We start from the raw sequence: 15401 nt of genomic DNA on the forward strand, positions 1-15401 counted from the left end.
GCCGACAGGTCACACGGCGACGAGCCCTTCGGCGCGTCATGGAGAAGGCGGACCGCCCTACGGGGAGACTTTCGCCATGACCAATGCGATGAAGGCCGTCCTTGAGGGCGGCCCCGACGATCTGCCTGAGCGAATCGTTTCCGTCACCACGCCCGGGCTCGACATCAAGATCCCGTTCCGTGGCGGTTACGAGCACTTCAAGGTGACGACACGCCACCAGGATACCGCCGAGGGCGCATTGCCTGTCTACGAATGGTGGGAGCGTACGGAAGTGCCAGGGTGAAGGTCACCCCGTGACCGCTCCGGCTGTTCTGTCCTGCCACAGCATCAGCGACGTCGGTGAAGACCCGCCGGACCGAGCCGGGATGCCGTCACCGATCCCGGCCGTTCACACGCAGCCCGCCAAGCACGTCTGCCGCGTTGCCGATACGACCTCTCGCAAGACGGAGCGTTCCGTCTCAGCATGAAGGAGAGCAGGCTCCACGTGGGCGCCTTGCCGCCCCACGGCGACTTTTCGCCTCCGCGAGCACCACCCACGACGTCCACGCACCGCAGCGCCGGGCCCGGCAACGTCTCTACGGACCGTCACCGCTGGTCAAGGCAGGTGACTTTGTGGGTGACGAGCACTCAGGGCGGTATTGCGCGCCTCCGGACCGAACCATGTCAACAGGGACACGCTGACATCAGGAGTGACTAGGTGTCAGAAAAGTCCCCTGGACAGACCAACGATGCATCAATTTCCTTATAAATAGGCTCACTTGATGTTTCATCCGATTATCCGGAAATAGCAAATGGGTGTCTCCTGTACCCCGATCGGCGCCCCGGCACCAACTCCGCAACGCGTCCGATATGACAGCAATCGGGACCGTCAGTACGTTCAGTTTCGGGCCGACTGTTCAGCCGACCCCTCTGAGACAGGAGAAGTGACATGGTTACTCGTTCCACTGTCGTTACCGCCGCCATCGCGACTGCCTCGGCCCTGGCTGCCACTGGCATCACCTACGCCTCGGCTGCCACCGAGCCGGCCCAGGCAGCCCCTGTCATCCAGCAGGCCTCCTCCCCCGTCTCGGCTCTCGGCGGCGGTGACGCCGGCAAGGGCAACGAGGGCAAGGGCAAAGAGGATCGGGGCTACGACCGGGACCGCGGCGACTGGGATTACTACAGAGGCCGCATCCACGTCAACGAGCGCACCTACACCGATGACCCGGGCGGCTGCATCACCGTCGTCAGCGGGCTCGGCTCCAAGAGCCTCAACATCCGCAACGACAGCCGCAGGAGCGTCGAGGTCTTCCGCGGAGCCACCTGTGACAACGGCGCCCCTGTCTCCACGGTCGGCCCCTACAGCTCCAGCACCGGCGTCGTACTCGGCAATGTGAGGGGCGGCGTCTGGGTCCACAACGGCGTCGTGGGCAGCTTCCGGGTGATCGAGCGCCACTACGACGGCTTCGGCGGCTACGACGGATTCGACGGCCGGTAACCGAACCGGTAAGCCAAAAACCCACACAACGCGGAACCCCAGCCCGCCGGAATCGGGCCGGGGTTCTGTGCGTCTGTGCACCCGAAGCCGACACATGCCGACGCACGCCGGCACGCGCCGATCCCGCATACCCACACCCGGCCCACCATCGGCCGGCAGACCGCCTTCGGCCCCGACCCCGAAGGCCTGCCGCGCCGGAGTGACGAACCTCCAGTCGCGACAGGCCCTCCAGGACTGGACAGCAAGGCAGCCGCCGACCCAGCCCGCCTGCGTACCGTCAGGCCGTGTGCAGCGTCAGCCCGTACCGGTTCAGTATCTCGTTGATCGGCTGGTGCCAGGTCTCGCCGCCACTGGAGCAGTTGCCCCAGCCTCCCGACGTGACGCCCTGGGCCTGGTCCCCGCTGATGAAGGATCCGCCGGAGTCGCCCGGCTCGGCGCAGACGCTCGTCTTGGTCATCTGGTGGACGGCGCCCTGGCTGTAGTTCACGGTCTCGTTCGTGGCCAGCACGTTGCCGCAGTGCCAGTGGGTCGTGGAGCCGGAGCGGCATATCGAGGCACCGATGGGTGCCTGCGCGGAGCCGCGGACCAACTGGTCGGAGACCGTGCCCCAGCCGAGGACCACGGGGACGGTCCACCAGCCGTTGCCCACACTGACCCAGGCATAGTCGTTATCGGGGAAGGACGATCCCTGGAAGTTGCCGATGGCCGAGCCGTCCCATCCCCTGACCGCCGCGCCTGCCTGGCCGCAATGTCCCGCCGTGACGAAGCCGCCGTACACGGAGAAGCCGATGGAGCACCGGACGTTGCCCGTGTAGTACGGGTCGCCGCCCACGGTCCCGGCCGCGAAGGTCTCGGGTGCCTCGGACGTCTGTTTCACCAGGATGGGACCGGCCTTGCGGGCACGCTCGACGAAGTCCTGGACATCGTTGTCACCCTGTGCCGATGCGACGACGTTCACGACGACGCGGTTGGCCTTCGGGTCGACGTGCCAGCTGCTGATGCCGTCCGGCGCGGACAGCCTGTCAAGCTGCGCCTTGGTTGCGTCGAGCTGACGTGCACTGTGACTCACCAGCCGGACGTCGGCACCGGACGCTCCTACGGCGTCGGCCCTCTTGCCGTCGGTGACGGCTACGGTGAGCTTGCCCGTGGCCGGGTCGAACCAGGAGCCCGCGTACGACGATCCGGCGGCCCGTTGCGCCTTGCCCTGTACGGCTGTTGCCGTCTTCTCCGCAGCCAGGCGCGCCCTGGCCTGGCTTTCCGTCAGGCCGAGGTCTCGGCGCATGGCGGAGATCAGTCCGGCGGACGCCGGTGCCTCGGCGGTATCGGAACGGGAAGCGCTGGACGGTGAGTTCGCGGCGGTGTCAGAGGCAGATGCAGAGGCGAGACCTATGGTCGCCCAGGCTCCGACGACCAGAGTGGCGGCAAGACCCGCGCGTAAGGCTGTCATGCGTCTCAAGGGAACGGCCCTTCTGTTGTTCCGACTTCGTGGGGAGGAACAGCAGGCATCCGAGAGGTCTCATCTGAGAGCGCTCTCAGAGTGTGCCGCAACGGACTGTAGCCCAGAGCGTCCATCAGGTCCATGCCAATGGATACTTCTGGAACGGTGGGGTGGGCAGACGTACTTCTCGGCAAGCGACGGCCCCCGATGCGGCCCAGCGGCACCGGAACCCTCTCCTCGGGCACTCGCGTACATGCGGCGCGGAACCTGGCTCCGCAAGTGCTGCGGCAGGCAGCACACTTCTTCTCAGGAGCCTCACCATGACGCGCCCTTCCGACGGCTTCTCCCGGTCTCAGCCGGCCTGGCCGATCGCGCTGCGGAGCATGGCGACCGTCGTCGCTGCCGCCGCGCGCTCCGCGCCGTCCTCCGTCGCACGCACCCGATCTTCCAGGAGCACCACGGCGGCCTGGAGGACTCCCACCCGGACCGGAACGCTCTGCATGGCAGTCAGCACGGCCGCCGCCCGTTCGGCCGGGGTCGCGGTCGCGGCCTGCGGAATGAGGGTGGAGATTCCGCGCCCGAGCGCACGGTCACGAGGCGGCTGAGCCGCGGCTGTGGTCACCCGGGAAAGTCTGCCGCACCGGACTCGAAGGACCGCTCAGCGACTTGGTCGCGTTTCTTCGGACCCAGCCTGGACGTGGGCGTGGACACGTCTCAACAGCGCCGCCAGCTGCGCCTGTTCGGCACTGGTCAGGGGCGCGAGCAGCTCTTTCTGCACAGCCAGGGCCTCGGCCTGCAGGTCCACGAACATCGCGCGGCCTGCCCGCGTGGGCGTGACGTTCACCCGGCGGCGGTCGGTGGTGTCGCGGGCCCGATTCACGAGTCCGGCCACTGCGAGATCGTCCACGATCTTGACCATGTCGCTCCGGTCGATCCCGAGCCGTGACGCCAGCTCACGCTGCACATGGGGGCCGAAGTCGACCAGCGCCGACAGTACGGCCATGTGCCAGAGCCGCAGACCTCGCGCGGCCAGTCGCGCTGCCAGCCGGCTTCGCGCGGCCTTGCCGGTCTTGGACAGCAAATAGGTCGTGAGTCCCAGGAGGCTGGGCGGGGTCTCGCTCATCGACGACATCTTAGGCTGCCACCAATGATGGGCCTTCACCTACCAATGGGGCCTTGAGAACCCGGCCCACGCGGACGACGCCGCCGTGCGGTTCACGGGCCAGGGCCAGTTTCACGGCCTTGTACGTGGTAACTCCCGCGCAGGTCAGCGGCGCAGCGTCCAACGGGTCGAGGCCGTCGGGGACTGGCACGAACGGTGGGCCGGGCTTGACCGGCCGGTCCCCCCGTGCCGCGTGGATGTCCGTGTGGCACAGACCTGAGGCCTCCATCCTCAACCAGGACCTGATGGCCGGCCGCCGGCAGTACAGCCCTCGATTGCAGCTACCCGCGGGCCCAGTCGCGCATGGCGGACCGTGAGGAGAAAGCGGCGACGTCCTTGTCGAGCGGATGGTCGGTATACTGATGAATGCGCCAGGATGCCTCGATCCTGGGCTTGCCCGCCGCCACATAGTCCGCTATCCACAGGCCGTCCCCCGCATACGACGTGGTGTCGTGATTCAGCCAGAAGTAGCGGTTGCAGTAGAGCAGAACCCTGTGATGGGGCCTCAGGCGCTTCACCTCACGGATGAAGCGGTCCTTCTCGGCATTACTCGCCCGCGTGCCCTCCCCATTCTCCTCCCAGTCCACGGCGAGCAGATCGCCCACCTTCTCCGGGGCCTTGCTCACGAAGTACGCCGCCTGGGCCGTGATGTTGCCGGGCCAGAGGAAATGGTAGAAGCCGACCACGCATTCTGCGTCCCGGGCACGTTTGACCTGCGAGTTCAGATGCGGATTGATGTACGAACGCCCCTCGGTGGCCTTGATGAGGACGAAGTCCAGTCCGTCCGTGTCGAAGGACGACTGATACGAGCTGACATCGACGCCATGCAGCATGGGTACCGCCTCCAAGGGGGCTCGGTGATTCCGTTTCTCTTTCTGTACGTGCCCGGAGTCGTCCGGTCCCATCCTTCGGGTGAACGGGCGAATCGTTTTGCCATTCCCCGGAATAGGGGGCGGCAGCGGTTAGTTGGTGAATCGGCGAGACCACATCACGTACCGCAGGCACCATCGGAAGGTCGGATCCATGAAGATCGGCATCATCGGAGCGGGCAACATCGGCGGTAACCTCACCCGGCGCCTCACGGCGCTGGGCCATGACGTTTCCGTCGCAAACTCACGGGGCCCGCAGACGCTCACCGCACTCGCCGAGGAGACCGGAGCCACGCCGGTCGACGCCTCGGAGGCCGCTCGTGGGGCCCAGGTCGTTGTCGTCACCGTCCCTCTCAAGGCCGTCCCCGCCCTGCCCTCCGGGTTCCTCGACGGGGCAGCGGAGGGTGTCGCGGTCATCGACACGGGCAATTACTACCCGCAGCAGCGTGACGGCCGCATCGCCGCGATCGAGGACGGCCTGCTGGAGAGCCGGTGGACCGAGGAGCAGATCAACCACCCGGTGATCAAGGCGTTCAACGGAACGTTCGCGCAGGACATCCTCGACAACGGCCTCCCGAAGGGCAGCCCCGGCCGTCAGGCGCTGCCGGTGGCCGGTGACGACGCGGCGGCCAAGCAGGTCGTACGCGACCTCATCGACGAGCTCGGTTTCGACACCGTGGACACGGGTGGCCTCGACGAGTCCTGGCGGCAGCAGCCCGGCACGCCCGTCTACGGTCACCAGGGCGACGCCCAGGCCGTCGCCAAGGCGCTCGGCGAGGCGTCTTCGGAGCGTACGGTGGAGTGGCGCGCCTGACGCGAAGGGGCGTCGGCAGTCGGCGGGGTCAGCCTCGTCGCGACCGTCGCCCCCACGCTGTCGAGAGCGCGACCGGCCGAGTCGTGACCGGACATCCGCTCCGTGCTACTGAACGTCGTCCGAACGGGCCGGGAGGCTGTCCATGAACGAGCTGACGGAGAAGACGGCGCGTCCGGGGCCGGGCGGGCCGTAGCCGGGGGGCGAGCTGAGCCCGTACTCCTCCATGGTCGCGCGATAGGCGTCCAGCAGGCGGATGTGGTACTCCAGCGGCGCTCCGTCCGGGTTGGTCTTTCCGAGCGGGGTGGTGGGCTCGGGGCACCATGTGGTGAAGCGCGGGGTGATGCCGTGCGACATGAAGAACCGCAGTCCCTCGGTAGTCGATTCGATGGCCTCGTTCACCGTGGTGAAGCCGAAGGGTTCGGCCATCTCCACGCCCGCCACGAAGTTGGGGATGACATTGCGGGGGCCGAAGACCTCTGCTGAGTCCAGGATGCGGCGGTGCCATTCGTCGCGGCCCACGTAGCGCTCCTTGCCGGGGCAGTAGAGCTCGAACAGCCGTCGGTCCCACACCTCGTAATTGGGGTGGTAGATCTGCACGCCGTAGTCGTGGAAGCGCTGCACATCGGCCTTGGGCAGTGCCTGGGCGACGACCTTGCCGATCCAGCGGCCGGGGAAGCGCTCCTCGATGGCCTTGGCGTACTGCCCGTAGAAATCCGCCTCGTCGCGCCCGCCGATGTGGGAGGTGATGGCACCGCCGGTGAGGGTGTAGGCGGTGGACGTCTTCGCGGTGTCGTACTTGTCGATGATGGCCAGCGCTTCCAGGACCTCCTCGACCGGCTTCACACCCGTGTACGGGCGTCCCGCCGCCTTGTGCTGGCGCCAGTTGTGGTTGATGTCGCAGTACTGGCACTCCTCCTTGGCGCCGAAGTACTGGCAGACCCGGAAGACCGTCAGATAGACGAGGTAACCCCATTGGATGGTGGGCGCTACCTCCATCACGGACTTGCCGTTCTCAAGGGTGTGCCGGTAGTAGTCCGGCATGGGCGGCAGTCCGACGTCGGAGATCCGCCGGCCGTCGAGGTACAGACCGAGCACGCCGTCGCCGTCGGCCGCGACTCGGTACGGGGATGCCGGGTTGACCCGCACCGACACCACGGTCCTGCGAAGTCCGTACGGACCTCCGGTGAGCACGATCTCCTCCGGCGGACGGCGGAGTGCTGCCGCGCCCAGCTCGGGGAGGGTTCCGTGGTCGAACGAGAAGATGAAGTACGACTTCGGCTTGATGTCACCGCCCTCGTTGTCGCTCAGCGCGGACTCGTCGAACGCCACGCCGCCGCGCAGCAGATCTTCCTTGACGACGGCTTCCCGGGGCACGTGCGGGAACTGCTCCATGAGCCGCTCGACGAGCCGGGTGCGGCTCCCGTCGGTACGGCTCGGCTCGGTGCGGCTGCGGTCGGTACTGCTCGGCATCTGCGGGACTCCTCGGTCCGGTCGTCGAAGGCGCTCCGGGTACGCCACACTGTGCAACGAACCACGGGTGCCCGCGGTGCCCCGCCGCACCAGCCGATCCGTTCCGGTGCGGCGCCGCTGGTGTCCTGGCCCGTCAGAAACGCGGTCCGGGCCGGAAATCACCGGTCCCAGTGCCTCGGGTGGCTGAGCGAGGGCGGGAGTTTCGTCGCCGCGTCGCCCCTGGCCGCATTCAGCTGGGCCTGGGTGAGGAAGAGACTGCCGGTGAGGTCGGCGCCGGACAGGTCGGCGTCCCTGAAGTCGGCCCCGATCACATCGGCCAGACGCAGATCGGCGCCCTTGAGGTCCGCCGCGATGAGGTACGCACCCCGCAGGTCGGCGCCCTGGAGATCGGCGCGTTTGAGCCGGGCGCCGATGAGGTCGGCGCCGCGGTGGTCGCGCTTCTTCCTGCCGGCCACCGAGGCGCGCACGAGTTCACTGGTACGGAGTAGGAGGGCGGCGACGTCCTCGCGGTACCCGGCCACATCCAGGTCCGTGAACGCATCGGCCGGGAGGTGGGTGAGGCGTTCCGTTTCGTCGAGGCTGCGTCTGATCTCGCCGTGGAGGGAGCGTGCCGGTTCCAGGGTCAGCGCTTCCGTGAGGTACCAGAGGAGTTCGTGGAGCTGTCGCATGACCGGGAAGACCTGGAACATCTGCTGAGCGGTCCGCGGGGCCCGGCGCCAGTCCTGCCCGCCGTAGGTCTCGGCGGACACCTTCTGGCCGGCTCCGAAGCAGTCGTACACGGTGCAGCCGGGAAAGCCCTGGGCCCGTAGTTCGGTGTGGATACCGCAGCGGAAGTCGTCCTGAAGATTGCGGCAGGGCTTACCGGCGTCCTTGTTGATCGCGAAGTCCGCGGACCGGGTCAGGGTCAGCGCGACGCAGCACAGCCCGAAGCAGTTCGCACAGTCGGCGCGCAGCGCGGCACGGTCGGTGCGGTCGGTGCGGTCGGTGCGGTCGGTGCCAGGGCCTTTGACGTCGTCGGACACGGTGCGTGGATCCTCTGGGGTACGTAACTGTCGGACGGTCGACCCTATCGGGATCCGTCGCCCGTCACCGTCGACGGTCCTCCGGACACCGGAATCAGGGGGCTCCGCTCCGGGCGCAGGCCGCGCGCGCAATCATGGTGCGTATTACATCTTTGTAGGAGGTGGCCACGGACGTGGCGAACGCACCGGTCGACGGCATCCCCGCCCAGCGGGTACTCACGGATCCGGACGGCCTTGCCCGCTATCAGCACGACGAGGCCGAGTGGGCTCCCTACGGGATCCCCCTTGCCGTGGTGCGTCCGCAGACCGCCGAAGAGGTACGGGATGTGGTCCGGCACTGTCTGACCCACCGCATCCCCTTGGTGCCGCGCGGCGCGGGCACCGGTCTCTCGGGTGGGGCGAACGCGGTCGACGGGGCGATCGTCCTGTCCTTCGAGGACATGAACCGCATCGTTCACATCGACACCGCGGAGCGGCTGGCCGTTGTCCAGCCGGGCGTGGTCAATGACGATCTGCGGGCGGCCTGCGCGGAGCACGGGCTCTGGTACTCGCCGGATCCGGCGAGTTCGCCCTGGTCGACGATCGGCGGGAACGTCGCGACCAACGCGGGTGGCATGTGCTGCGTCAAGTACGGCGTGACACGTGATTATGTGCTCGGTCTCGAAGTGGTCAACGGGCTCGGCGAGGTCGTGTCGCTCGGCCGGCGCACCGCGAAGGGGGTCGCAGGATACGACCTGGCCGGGCTCATGGTCGGGTCCGAGGGCACCCTCGGCGTGATCACGGAGGTCGCGGTGCGGCTGCGTCCGGCGCGGCCGAAGGAGCGGACCGTGGCGGGGTACTTCGCGTCGGTGGTCGCGGCGGGAGAGGCGGTGAGCGCCGTGACGGCCTCGGGCGTGATCCCCTCGGCGCTCGAACTGGTCGACCGTCACTGTCTCGCCGCCGTCGACGCGTGGAAGAAGATGGGGCTCTCCGCCGACGCGGACGTGGTGCTGCTCGGCCGGGTCGACACGCCTGGCGCCGAGGGCGATGCCGAGGCCGAACTCGTGCGGGACTGCTTCGAGCGGGCGGGCGCGACCTGGTCCGTGGTCTCCACGGACCAGCAGGAGGCCGATGCGCTGTTCCAGGCGCGCCGGCTGGCCTACCCGGCGCTGGAACGGCTCGGTCCGGTCCTGACCGAGGATGTCTGCGTGCCGCGGACCGCGGTTCCCGAGATGCTGGCCCGGATCGAGCGGACGGCGGCGCGGCACGACATTCTGGTGGCCAACATCGCCCATGCCGGGGACGGCAATCTCCATCCGCTGATCATCACCCCGCCCGGCGACGAAGCAGCGCGGGCCCGCGCCCAGTCGGCCTTCGAGGACATCCTCGACGATGCGATCGTGCTGGGCGGCACTGTGACGGGCGAGCACGGGGTGGGGCTGTTGAAGATGCGTGGCATGAACAAGGAACTGGGTTCCGCAGTGCTGGGCATGCACCACGCGGTAAAGGCAGCCCTGGACCCGTACGGCATCCTCAATCCGGGCAAGGTGCTCGACGCGGCCCGGTCGCCGGCATCCGGTGAGTCAGGCGCTCCACGGGCGTAGCCAGGGGGCGTTGGCACGGTGGTGCCGACAATCCCGGTGCCGGCAGTCCCCTAGGTCCTGTACGGAGTTCCAGCGCGGGAGAAGGAGCGGCGCCTGGTGCCGTCGAATCCAAGGCGGAGGAAGGAGCCGACGCTGAGCGTCGGCGACTGACGACAACGCCGGAGGCGGCGGTGCCAGGCGCCGCGACGCCGCGGGGGAACTCCGTACAGGACCTAGGGACGGGCGATGCCTCGCGCCCCGGCCGTTGTCAGTGGGGCGGCGCACACTGTCAGCAGGACGGTACGGGTGAAGGGGAGGCCGATGGGCACCGAGCACGAGTCCGGCTTCGAACCGGCCACCGGGGACGGCCCGGCGGTTCCGGATGCGGACGGAAGGCGCGCTGCCTCGGTACGGACGGCGTTCGAGGGGATGCTGCAGATCCGCCGGCTGACGAACACCGGGCACGCGAGCCCGGACAGTGTGCCCGCGCAGTGGGAGACCCACCGGCCGATACGGGCCGTCGCCCTGGCCCTGGAGGCGTCGGGCCTGGCCGCCTCGGCCGTCGACGGCTCCGGCGTGCGAACGGCGACCGGGTACCGCCTGGAGCAGGGCGAGGCGCCGGGCAGCGTGAGAATCGAGTGGCTGGGTCCGTCCGGGAGCGGCGCCGCTCACGCGGAGGACGTTGAGCTGGCCCGGTGCGCGACTGTGCTGCGGGAGTTGGGCTGGACGGCGTTGCTGTACCGCGGACCGCGGCGCAGAAGGTTTCTGGAGGTGGAACCACCGGCCGGTGTCCGACGGCCGAACGGCGGTTAGTGGGCAGGCTCGCGTCGGTGTGGAAGGGCGATGTCAGACCCATGAGGAATGCTGGTGGGTCCGACACCTCTGACGGGGAGATGCTGAGATGCGCAATGACGAACTCGCCGCGGCCCGGGCGTATGTCCGACTGCTGGAGGCCACCAGGGCCGCGTTGGCGGAGCCCGACGAAGGCCCCTTGTATGTGCCGTTGCTCGCTTCGCCGATCGCGGAGGCCGATGGCGCGCTGGAGCGTGCCGGGCTCTGCGGCAATGAGTCCCGGTTCTTCGATCTCGTGCGCTCGCTTCAGCCGAGCATGTCCGGCAGCGGTCGCTGAACGAACGCGCTGAAAGGCACCGCGGTGGCGGCGTCGCGGTGCATTCCTTCGCCGGGCGGACCGGGTGGACCGGCCCCGTCCGGCGCTCTGCGGGCGAACGGCCATCGTTCGCCGGAGGAAGCGGCAAAGGTGGTCCCGTTCACGAGGCTTGCGCCGAAGGCGTCCCTGCACATTCCGTGGGACGACTTCTCAGGGCCGCGGCCCGCCTCGATCCCGACGGCCTCCGAACGGGCCCTCGCAGTGCTCCTCCGTCTCAGTCCGTCGTCGGGGAACCCTGATCCAGGCCGAGTTCGCGGTCGCCCAGCGGGGCGAAGAAGAGCGCCACGTCGGCCTCGGTGACCTCGGCCAGTTCTGCCGGGCTTCACCTCGGATTGCGGTCCTTGTCGATGATCTGAGCGCGCACGCCCTCCACCAGGTCGGGCCTGGTGAAAGCGGTGCACGAAGTCCGGTACTCCTGGTCGAGCACCGCCTCCAGGCTGTCGAGCCCGCGCGCCCTGCGCAGGGCGGAGAGCGTCACCTTGAGCGCGGTGGGCGACTTGGCCAGGATCGTTTCGGCAGCCTGCTTCGCGGCGGGGACACCGCTGTTGTCGAGCCGTTCGAGGATCTCCTCGACGGAGTCGGCCCGGTAGCAGAAATCGATCCACTCACGGTGCGCCGCCAGTTCCCCGCTCGGCGCGGGCGTGGCGTACCGCCGCACCGTCTCCTGGATCCCGGCAGCCGTATCGCAGCCGGCGAGGGCTGTGGTGAGCTCGGCCAGACTCTGCGACGGCACGAAGTGGTCGGCGAGCCCGCACAGCAGCGCATCACCTGCGCCGACCGCGTCCGCGGTGAGCGCAAGGTGGGTGCCGAGCTCGCCGGGCGCAGCGCCGAGGAGATACGTCCCGCCCACATCGGGGACGAATCCGATACCCGTCTCGGGCATGGCGATGCGCGAGCGTTCGGTGACGACGCGGACGTCGCCGTGGGCCGAGACACCGACGCCACCGCCCATCACGATGCCGTCCATGATCGCCACGTACGGCTTGGGAAAGCGGGCGACACGGGCGTTGAGCCGGTACTCGTCACGCCAGAACTCCATCGACGCTCCGCCTCCCGTGCGGGCGTCGTCGTGAATCGACCGGATGTCGCCGCCCGCGCAGAGGCCGCGCTCCCCCGCCCCGGTGATCAGAACCGCAGTGACGGTGTCGTCGAGCTCGGCCGCGGCGAGCGCTTCACCGATGCGCAGCACCATGGCGTGATTCAGCGCGTTGAGGGCGCGCGGGCGGTTGAGCGTGATGTGCCGGATGCGCCCCTCGGTGTGCAGCAGAACGGGATCGTCGTGGTTCATGAATGCGCTCCGGTCAGCCCCTGTGCCGTATCGCCCGCCGATCACGGACGGTCTTCCGTCGTCATTCTGCGGGGCGGATGACGGGCTCGGGAATCGGGGGTGCAAAAACCGGTCGGACCGGCCCGCAGCCCCGTTTTCACCGGGTGTCCGCTGTGGCAGCCTGCCGGAACCGGTTCGACAATTGAGACAGCCCGTACGGGCCGCGCCGCCCCGGCTGCCCCCCGCCGGAAGGACTCCGGAGCAGGAATGACCGATCACGACCGGCAACCGAGCACAGCCGTCCCGCCCCGCCTGCTGATCGAGAAGTCACACACCAGCGAGATCGCGACGGCGCAGCGGCTTGCCATGAACCGGACGGGCAGCTTCGAGTGGGACCTGGACGCCCAGACGCTGGACATCGACGAAGCGGGCCTGCTGGTCTTCGGGCTGGACCCGATGACCTTCGACTCACGACCCAAGACCCTGGTGGCGCGCCTGGAACCCGCGGAGCGGGCCCGACTCCACATGGCGATCGACGAAGCGATCAAGGGCGGGCGCACCTCGTACAGTGTGCACATCCGGGTACCGCTCGACGACGGCGCGACCCAGTGGACCCACATCCAGGCGCGGATACTGCGCAGCGACGACGGCCGGGCGCACCGGGTCATCGGGGTGGTACGGGACGCGACGGCGGAGGTCACCCATTCGGCCTTCGTGCTGGACCTGGAAAAACGGCGGCAGCGCCAGACCAGCATTGTTGAACGAACAACGAGTGCGCTGTCGCGGGCGGTGACGGTGGACGATGTGACCGCCGCGCTCACCGGACCGGGCGGGCTGGCCCGGCTCGGCGCGGACGGGCTCTCGCTCGGTCTGATCGAGAACACGACGCTCAACGTCATCGCTCTGAGCGGTGACCCGCTGGAGGCGATCGACGAACTCGGGTCCGCGGGGCTGGACCGGAGGTACCCCCTGGCCGACACGATTCTCAGCGGCCGTCCCCGGTTCATCACCTCGGTCGCGGAGCTCATCGACCGCTATCCCGTGCTGGCTCCCTGCGCGGAGCGGTTGGAATTCCGCGCGGCCGCCTATCTGCCGCTCGTCGCCCAGGCGCGTTCCCTCGGCACCCTGGCGCTCTTCTACCGCGAAAGCACGGCCTTCAACGCCGATGAGCGCAATCTGTGTCTGGGCCTGGCCGCCATCGTGGCCCAGTCCCTCCAGCGGGCGACGCTCTTCGACGAGGAGCGCGAGTTCGCCACCGGCCTCCAGTCGGCCATGCTGCCGAGGCGGATCCAGGAGATCGAGGGCGGCGAGATCGCCGTGCGCTATCACGCGGCCTGGAGCGGACGCCAGGTCGGCGGTGACTGGTACGACGTGATCCCGCTGCCGATGGACCGCTTCGGCATCGTCGTGGGTGACGTGCAAGGTCATGACACACATGCCGCCGCCATCATGGGTCAGTTGCGCATCGCGCTGCGCGCGTACGCCGGTGAGGGACACGCTCCCTCGACGGTGCTGGCCCGGGCCTCGCGCTTCCTCGCCGAACTGGACACGGACCGATTCGCGACATGCACGTACGCCCAGGTCGATCTCGCCTCGGGGACCGTGCGTGTGGTGCGCGCCGGGCACTTCGGACCGCTGATCCGGCACGTGGACGGCCGGGTCGGCAGCCCTCAGGTGCGGGGCGGTCTGCCGCTGGGCATCTCGACCGACTTCGGGGACGAGGAGTTTCCGGAGACCCGTCTCGACCTGGTGCCGGGCGAAACCATTGTCCTGTACACAGATGGGCTCGTGGAAGAGCCGGGGGTCGATGTCGATACGGGTGTGCAGGCCCTGATCAACGAGGTCGGCACGGGGCCCGCGGGCGCTCAGGCGCTGGCCGATCATCTGTCGGACCGGCTGTGGGAGCGCTGGGGCTCAGGGGACGATGTCGCTCTGCTGGTGCTGCGGCGCAGTCCGGATCCGGGATCGCCCCGGGCCCCGCGATTGCACCAGTACGTCCATCAGGCCGACCCTGAAGGGCTGTCCGATGCCCGAATCATCGTGCGTCAGGCCCTGACCGACTGGGACATGGCCGAATTCGCCGACGACGCCGAGCTGGTCACCGGGGAGCTCCTGGTGAATGTGCTTCTGCACACGGAAGGCGGCGCGGTACTCACTCTGGAGGTGCTGCCGGAACCCGTCCGGCGGGTCCGGCTGTCTGTCCAGGACCGTTCAAGTGCCTGGCCCAGACGCCGCACCCCGGGCGAGACCGCGACATCGGGTCGAGGCCTGCTGCTCCTGGATGCCGTCGCCGCCCGCTGGGGCATCGAGCCTCGCGGCGAGGGCAAGGCCGTCTGGTGCGAGATCGGGCCCCCCGCACCGCCCACGCCGCCTCCGCCGCCCGCGGAGCAGGTGTGATGAGAACGCAGAAGGGGTGTGTCGCCCCGGGACCGGGGCGACACACCCCTCGGCAGGTGGTCCTGGCACGGTCCTGCGCCAGGACCACCTGGTTCTACGTCAGTGCTGAGCGGTGCGACGCTTGCGCACGGACCACATGATGCCGCCACCGGCCAGCAGAACGGCCACAGCCGCTCCACCGATGATGGGGGTGGCGGACGACGAACCCGTCTCGGCCAGGTCCGGCGAGCTGGGCGTCGGGGAGGCCGCGGCGGGGGCGGACTCCGAAGGCGCCTCACTGGGCTTGGCGCTCTCGGCGGGCGCCTCCGAGGAAGGCGCCTGCGACGGCGTGTCCTCGGACGGCGCGGGCGACGGGGTGGTCCCCTCGCACACCGGTGCCACCTTGGTCTCGTCGCGCGAGAAGTTGTCGCCGTCGCCGGCCTTGACGACGAGCCGAACCGTCAGCTCCTTGTCGTGCTTGGGCAGCTCGAGCTTCTTGTGGAACTCCCTCTCGAAACCCTCGGTGGGCAGGAGGTCCTTGCCGTCGACGGTCACGGTCACCTGGTTGGCGACCTTGCCGTTGTAGGCGGTCAGATCAAGGCTCACCTCGGTGCAGGTCACGTCCCAGGTGGGGGTGTGAGCTGCGGCCGGGCCGGCGGAGAGGACCGCGCCGGTCAAGCCGACCACCGCAGCGGCCGCGAGAGTTCCCGCGGCGCGCAACGATCTCCTGGGTATGGTCATGAATTCTTCCTCCGCATATGTTTCATCGCCCGAAT

Annotated in this window: 14 protein-coding genes and 2 pseudogenes; 7 read left to right on the forward strand and 9 right to left on the reverse strand. The window is 68.7% G+C overall.

What is annotated here, in order from left to right; all coding sequences use genetic code 11:
- The first annotated feature begins 76 nt into the window (after positions 1 to 76).
- On the forward strand, positions 77 to 283 hold the full coding sequence (locus OG507_RS01975) for a DUF5988 family protein (protein ID WP_327365356.1): 207 nt from the start codon (positions 77 to 79) through the stop codon (positions 281 to 283).
- A 645-nt stretch (positions 284 to 928) separates the two neighbouring features.
- A complete protein-coding gene (locus OG507_RS01980) occupies positions 929 to 1477 on the forward strand; it encodes a hypothetical protein (protein WP_327365357.1) in 549 nt (182 codons plus the stop codon).
- Between the two features lie 277 nt (positions 1478 to 1754).
- Here OG507_RS01980 and OG507_RS01985 read toward each other — a convergent pair whose 3' ends face one another.
- The 5 genes and pseudogenes from OG507_RS01985 to OG507_RS02000 all read right to left on the reverse strand — a co-directional run bounded on the left by OG507_RS01985 (position 1755) and on the right by OG507_RS02000 (position 4910).
- Positions 1755 to 2924: a S1 family peptidase gene (locus OG507_RS01985; RefSeq protein ID WP_327365358.1), complete on the reverse strand. Its 1170-nt coding sequence runs from the start codon at positions 2922 to 2924 to the stop codon at positions 1755 to 1757.
- Positions 2925 to 3267: 343 nt separating this feature from the next.
- The gene (locus OG507_RS01990; protein WP_327365359.1) at positions 3268 to 3537 is read right to left on the reverse strand and encodes a hypothetical protein; all 270 of its coding nucleotides are present in this window, start codon (positions 3535 to 3537) and stop codon (positions 3268 to 3270) included.
- A 36-nt stretch (positions 3538 to 3573) separates the two neighbouring features.
- Complete coding sequence (locus tag OG507_RS01995) at positions 3574 to 4038, reverse strand: MarR family winged helix-turn-helix transcriptional regulator (RefSeq protein WP_327365360.1); 465 nt, start codon at positions 4036 to 4038, stop codon at positions 3574 to 3576.
- Between the two features lie 94 nt (positions 4039 to 4132).
- A pseudogene (locus tag OG507_RS40300) lies at positions 4133 to 4312 on the reverse strand (hypothetical protein); the annotation flags it as partial.
- A 46-nt stretch (positions 4313 to 4358) separates the two neighbouring features.
- Entirely contained in the window at positions 4359 to 4910 is a 552-nt protein-coding gene (locus OG507_RS02000; protein WP_327365361.1) for a glycoside hydrolase family 25 protein, read from the reverse strand.
- Positions 4911 to 5064: 154 nt separating this feature from the next.
- On the opposite strand from OG507_RS02000, the gene OG507_RS02005 reads away from it, so the two are divergent.
- Positions 5065 to 5760, forward strand: a complete 696-nt coding sequence (locus OG507_RS02005; RefSeq protein WP_327371834.1) for an NADPH-dependent F420 reductase — start codon at positions 5065 to 5067, stop codon at positions 5758 to 5760.
- 105 nt (positions 5761 to 5865) lie between these two features.
- Here the strand turns inward: OG507_RS02005 and OG507_RS02010 are convergent, their stop codons facing one another.
- Together OG507_RS02010 and OG507_RS02015 are read right to left on the reverse strand one after the other, a co-directional pair.
- Complete coding sequence (locus OG507_RS02010) at positions 5866 to 7230, reverse strand: radical SAM protein (protein WP_327365362.1); 1365 nt, start codon at positions 7228 to 7230, stop codon at positions 5866 to 5868.
- Between the two features lie 158 nt (positions 7231 to 7388).
- A complete protein-coding gene (locus tag OG507_RS02015; protein ID WP_442810922.1) occupies positions 7389 to 8252 on the reverse strand; it encodes a pentapeptide repeat-containing protein in 864 nt (287 codons plus the stop codon).
- Between the two features lie 173 nt (positions 8253 to 8425).
- Here OG507_RS02015 and OG507_RS02020 point away from each other — a divergent pair, with 173 nt between their 5' ends.
- The 3 genes from OG507_RS02020 (at position 8426) to OG507_RS02030 (ending at position 10943) form a co-directional block, all read left to right on the forward strand.
- A complete protein-coding gene (locus OG507_RS02020; RefSeq protein ID WP_327365363.1) occupies positions 8426 to 9835 on the forward strand; it encodes an FAD-binding oxidoreductase in 1410 nt (469 codons plus the stop codon).
- Between the two features lie 300 nt (positions 9836 to 10135).
- On the forward strand, positions 10136 to 10627 hold the full coding sequence (locus tag OG507_RS02025; protein ID WP_327365364.1) for a hypothetical protein: 492 nt from the start codon (positions 10136 to 10138) through the stop codon (positions 10625 to 10627).
- An 88-nt stretch (positions 10628 to 10715) separates the two neighbouring features.
- Entirely contained in the window at positions 10716 to 10943 is a 228-nt protein-coding gene (locus OG507_RS02030; protein ID WP_327365365.1) for a hypothetical protein, read from the forward strand.
- A gap of 253 nt (positions 10944 to 11196) precedes the next feature.
- Here OG507_RS02030 and OG507_RS02035 read toward each other — a convergent pair.
- Positions 11197 to 12270: pseudogene (locus tag OG507_RS02035) on the reverse strand (enoyl-CoA hydratase/isomerase family protein).
- Positions 12271 to 12516: 246 nt separating this feature from the next.
- On the opposite strand from OG507_RS02035, the gene OG507_RS02040 reads away from it, so the two are divergent.
- Entirely contained in the window at positions 12517 to 14646 is a 2130-nt protein-coding gene (locus tag OG507_RS02040) for a SpoIIE family protein phosphatase (RefSeq protein WP_327365366.1), read from the forward strand.
- A gap of 99 nt (positions 14647 to 14745) precedes the next feature.
- On the opposite strand, the gene OG507_RS02045 is transcribed toward OG507_RS02040, so the two are convergent.
- Entirely contained in the window at positions 14746 to 15366 is a 621-nt protein-coding gene (locus tag OG507_RS02045; protein WP_327365367.1) for an LAETG motif-containing sortase-dependent surface protein, read from the reverse strand.
- Between the last annotated feature and the right edge of the window lie 35 nt (positions 15367 to 15401).

This window comes from Streptomyces sp. NBC_01217, from assembly GCF_035994185.1.
Lineage (GTDB): Bacteria > Actinomycetota > Actinomycetes > Streptomycetales > Streptomycetaceae > Streptomyces.

Coding starts and splice junctions, on each gene's coding strand:
- OG507_RS01980 (WP_327365357.1), top strand. CDS start 929: ATGGTTACTCGTTCCACTGTCGTTACCGCCGCCATCGCGACTGCCTCG.
- OG507_RS02010 (WP_327365362.1), bottom strand. CDS start 7,230: ATGCCGAGCAGTACCGACCGCAGCCGCACCGAGCCGAGCCGTACCGAC.
- OG507_RS01975 (WP_327365356.1), top strand. CDS start 77: ATGACCAATGCGATGAAGGCCGTCCTTGAGGGCGGCCCCGACGATCTG.
- OG507_RS02045 (WP_327365367.1), bottom strand. CDS start 15,366: ATGACCATACCCAGGAGATCGTTGCGCGCCGCGGGAACTCTCGCGGCC.
- OG507_RS02030 (WP_327365365.1), top strand. CDS start 10,716: ATGCGCAATGACGAACTCGCCGCGGCCCGGGCGTATGTCCGACTGCTG.
- OG507_RS01995 (WP_327365360.1), bottom strand. CDS start 4,038: ATGAGCGAGACCCCGCCCAGCCTCCTGGGACTCACGACCTATTTGCTG.
- OG507_RS01985 (WP_327365358.1), bottom strand. CDS start 2,924: ATGACAGCCTTACGCGCGGGTCTTGCCGCCACTCTGGTCGTCGGAGCC.
- OG507_RS02040 (WP_327365366.1), top strand. CDS start 12,517: ATGACCGATCACGACCGGCAACCGAGCACAGCCGTCCCGCCCCGCCTG.
- OG507_RS02000 (WP_327365361.1), bottom strand. CDS start 4,910: ATGCTGCATGGCGTCGATGTCAGCTCGTATCAGTCGTCCTTCGACACG.
- OG507_RS02025 (WP_327365364.1), top strand. CDS start 10,136: ATGGGCACCGAGCACGAGTCCGGCTTCGAACCGGCCACCGGGGACGGC.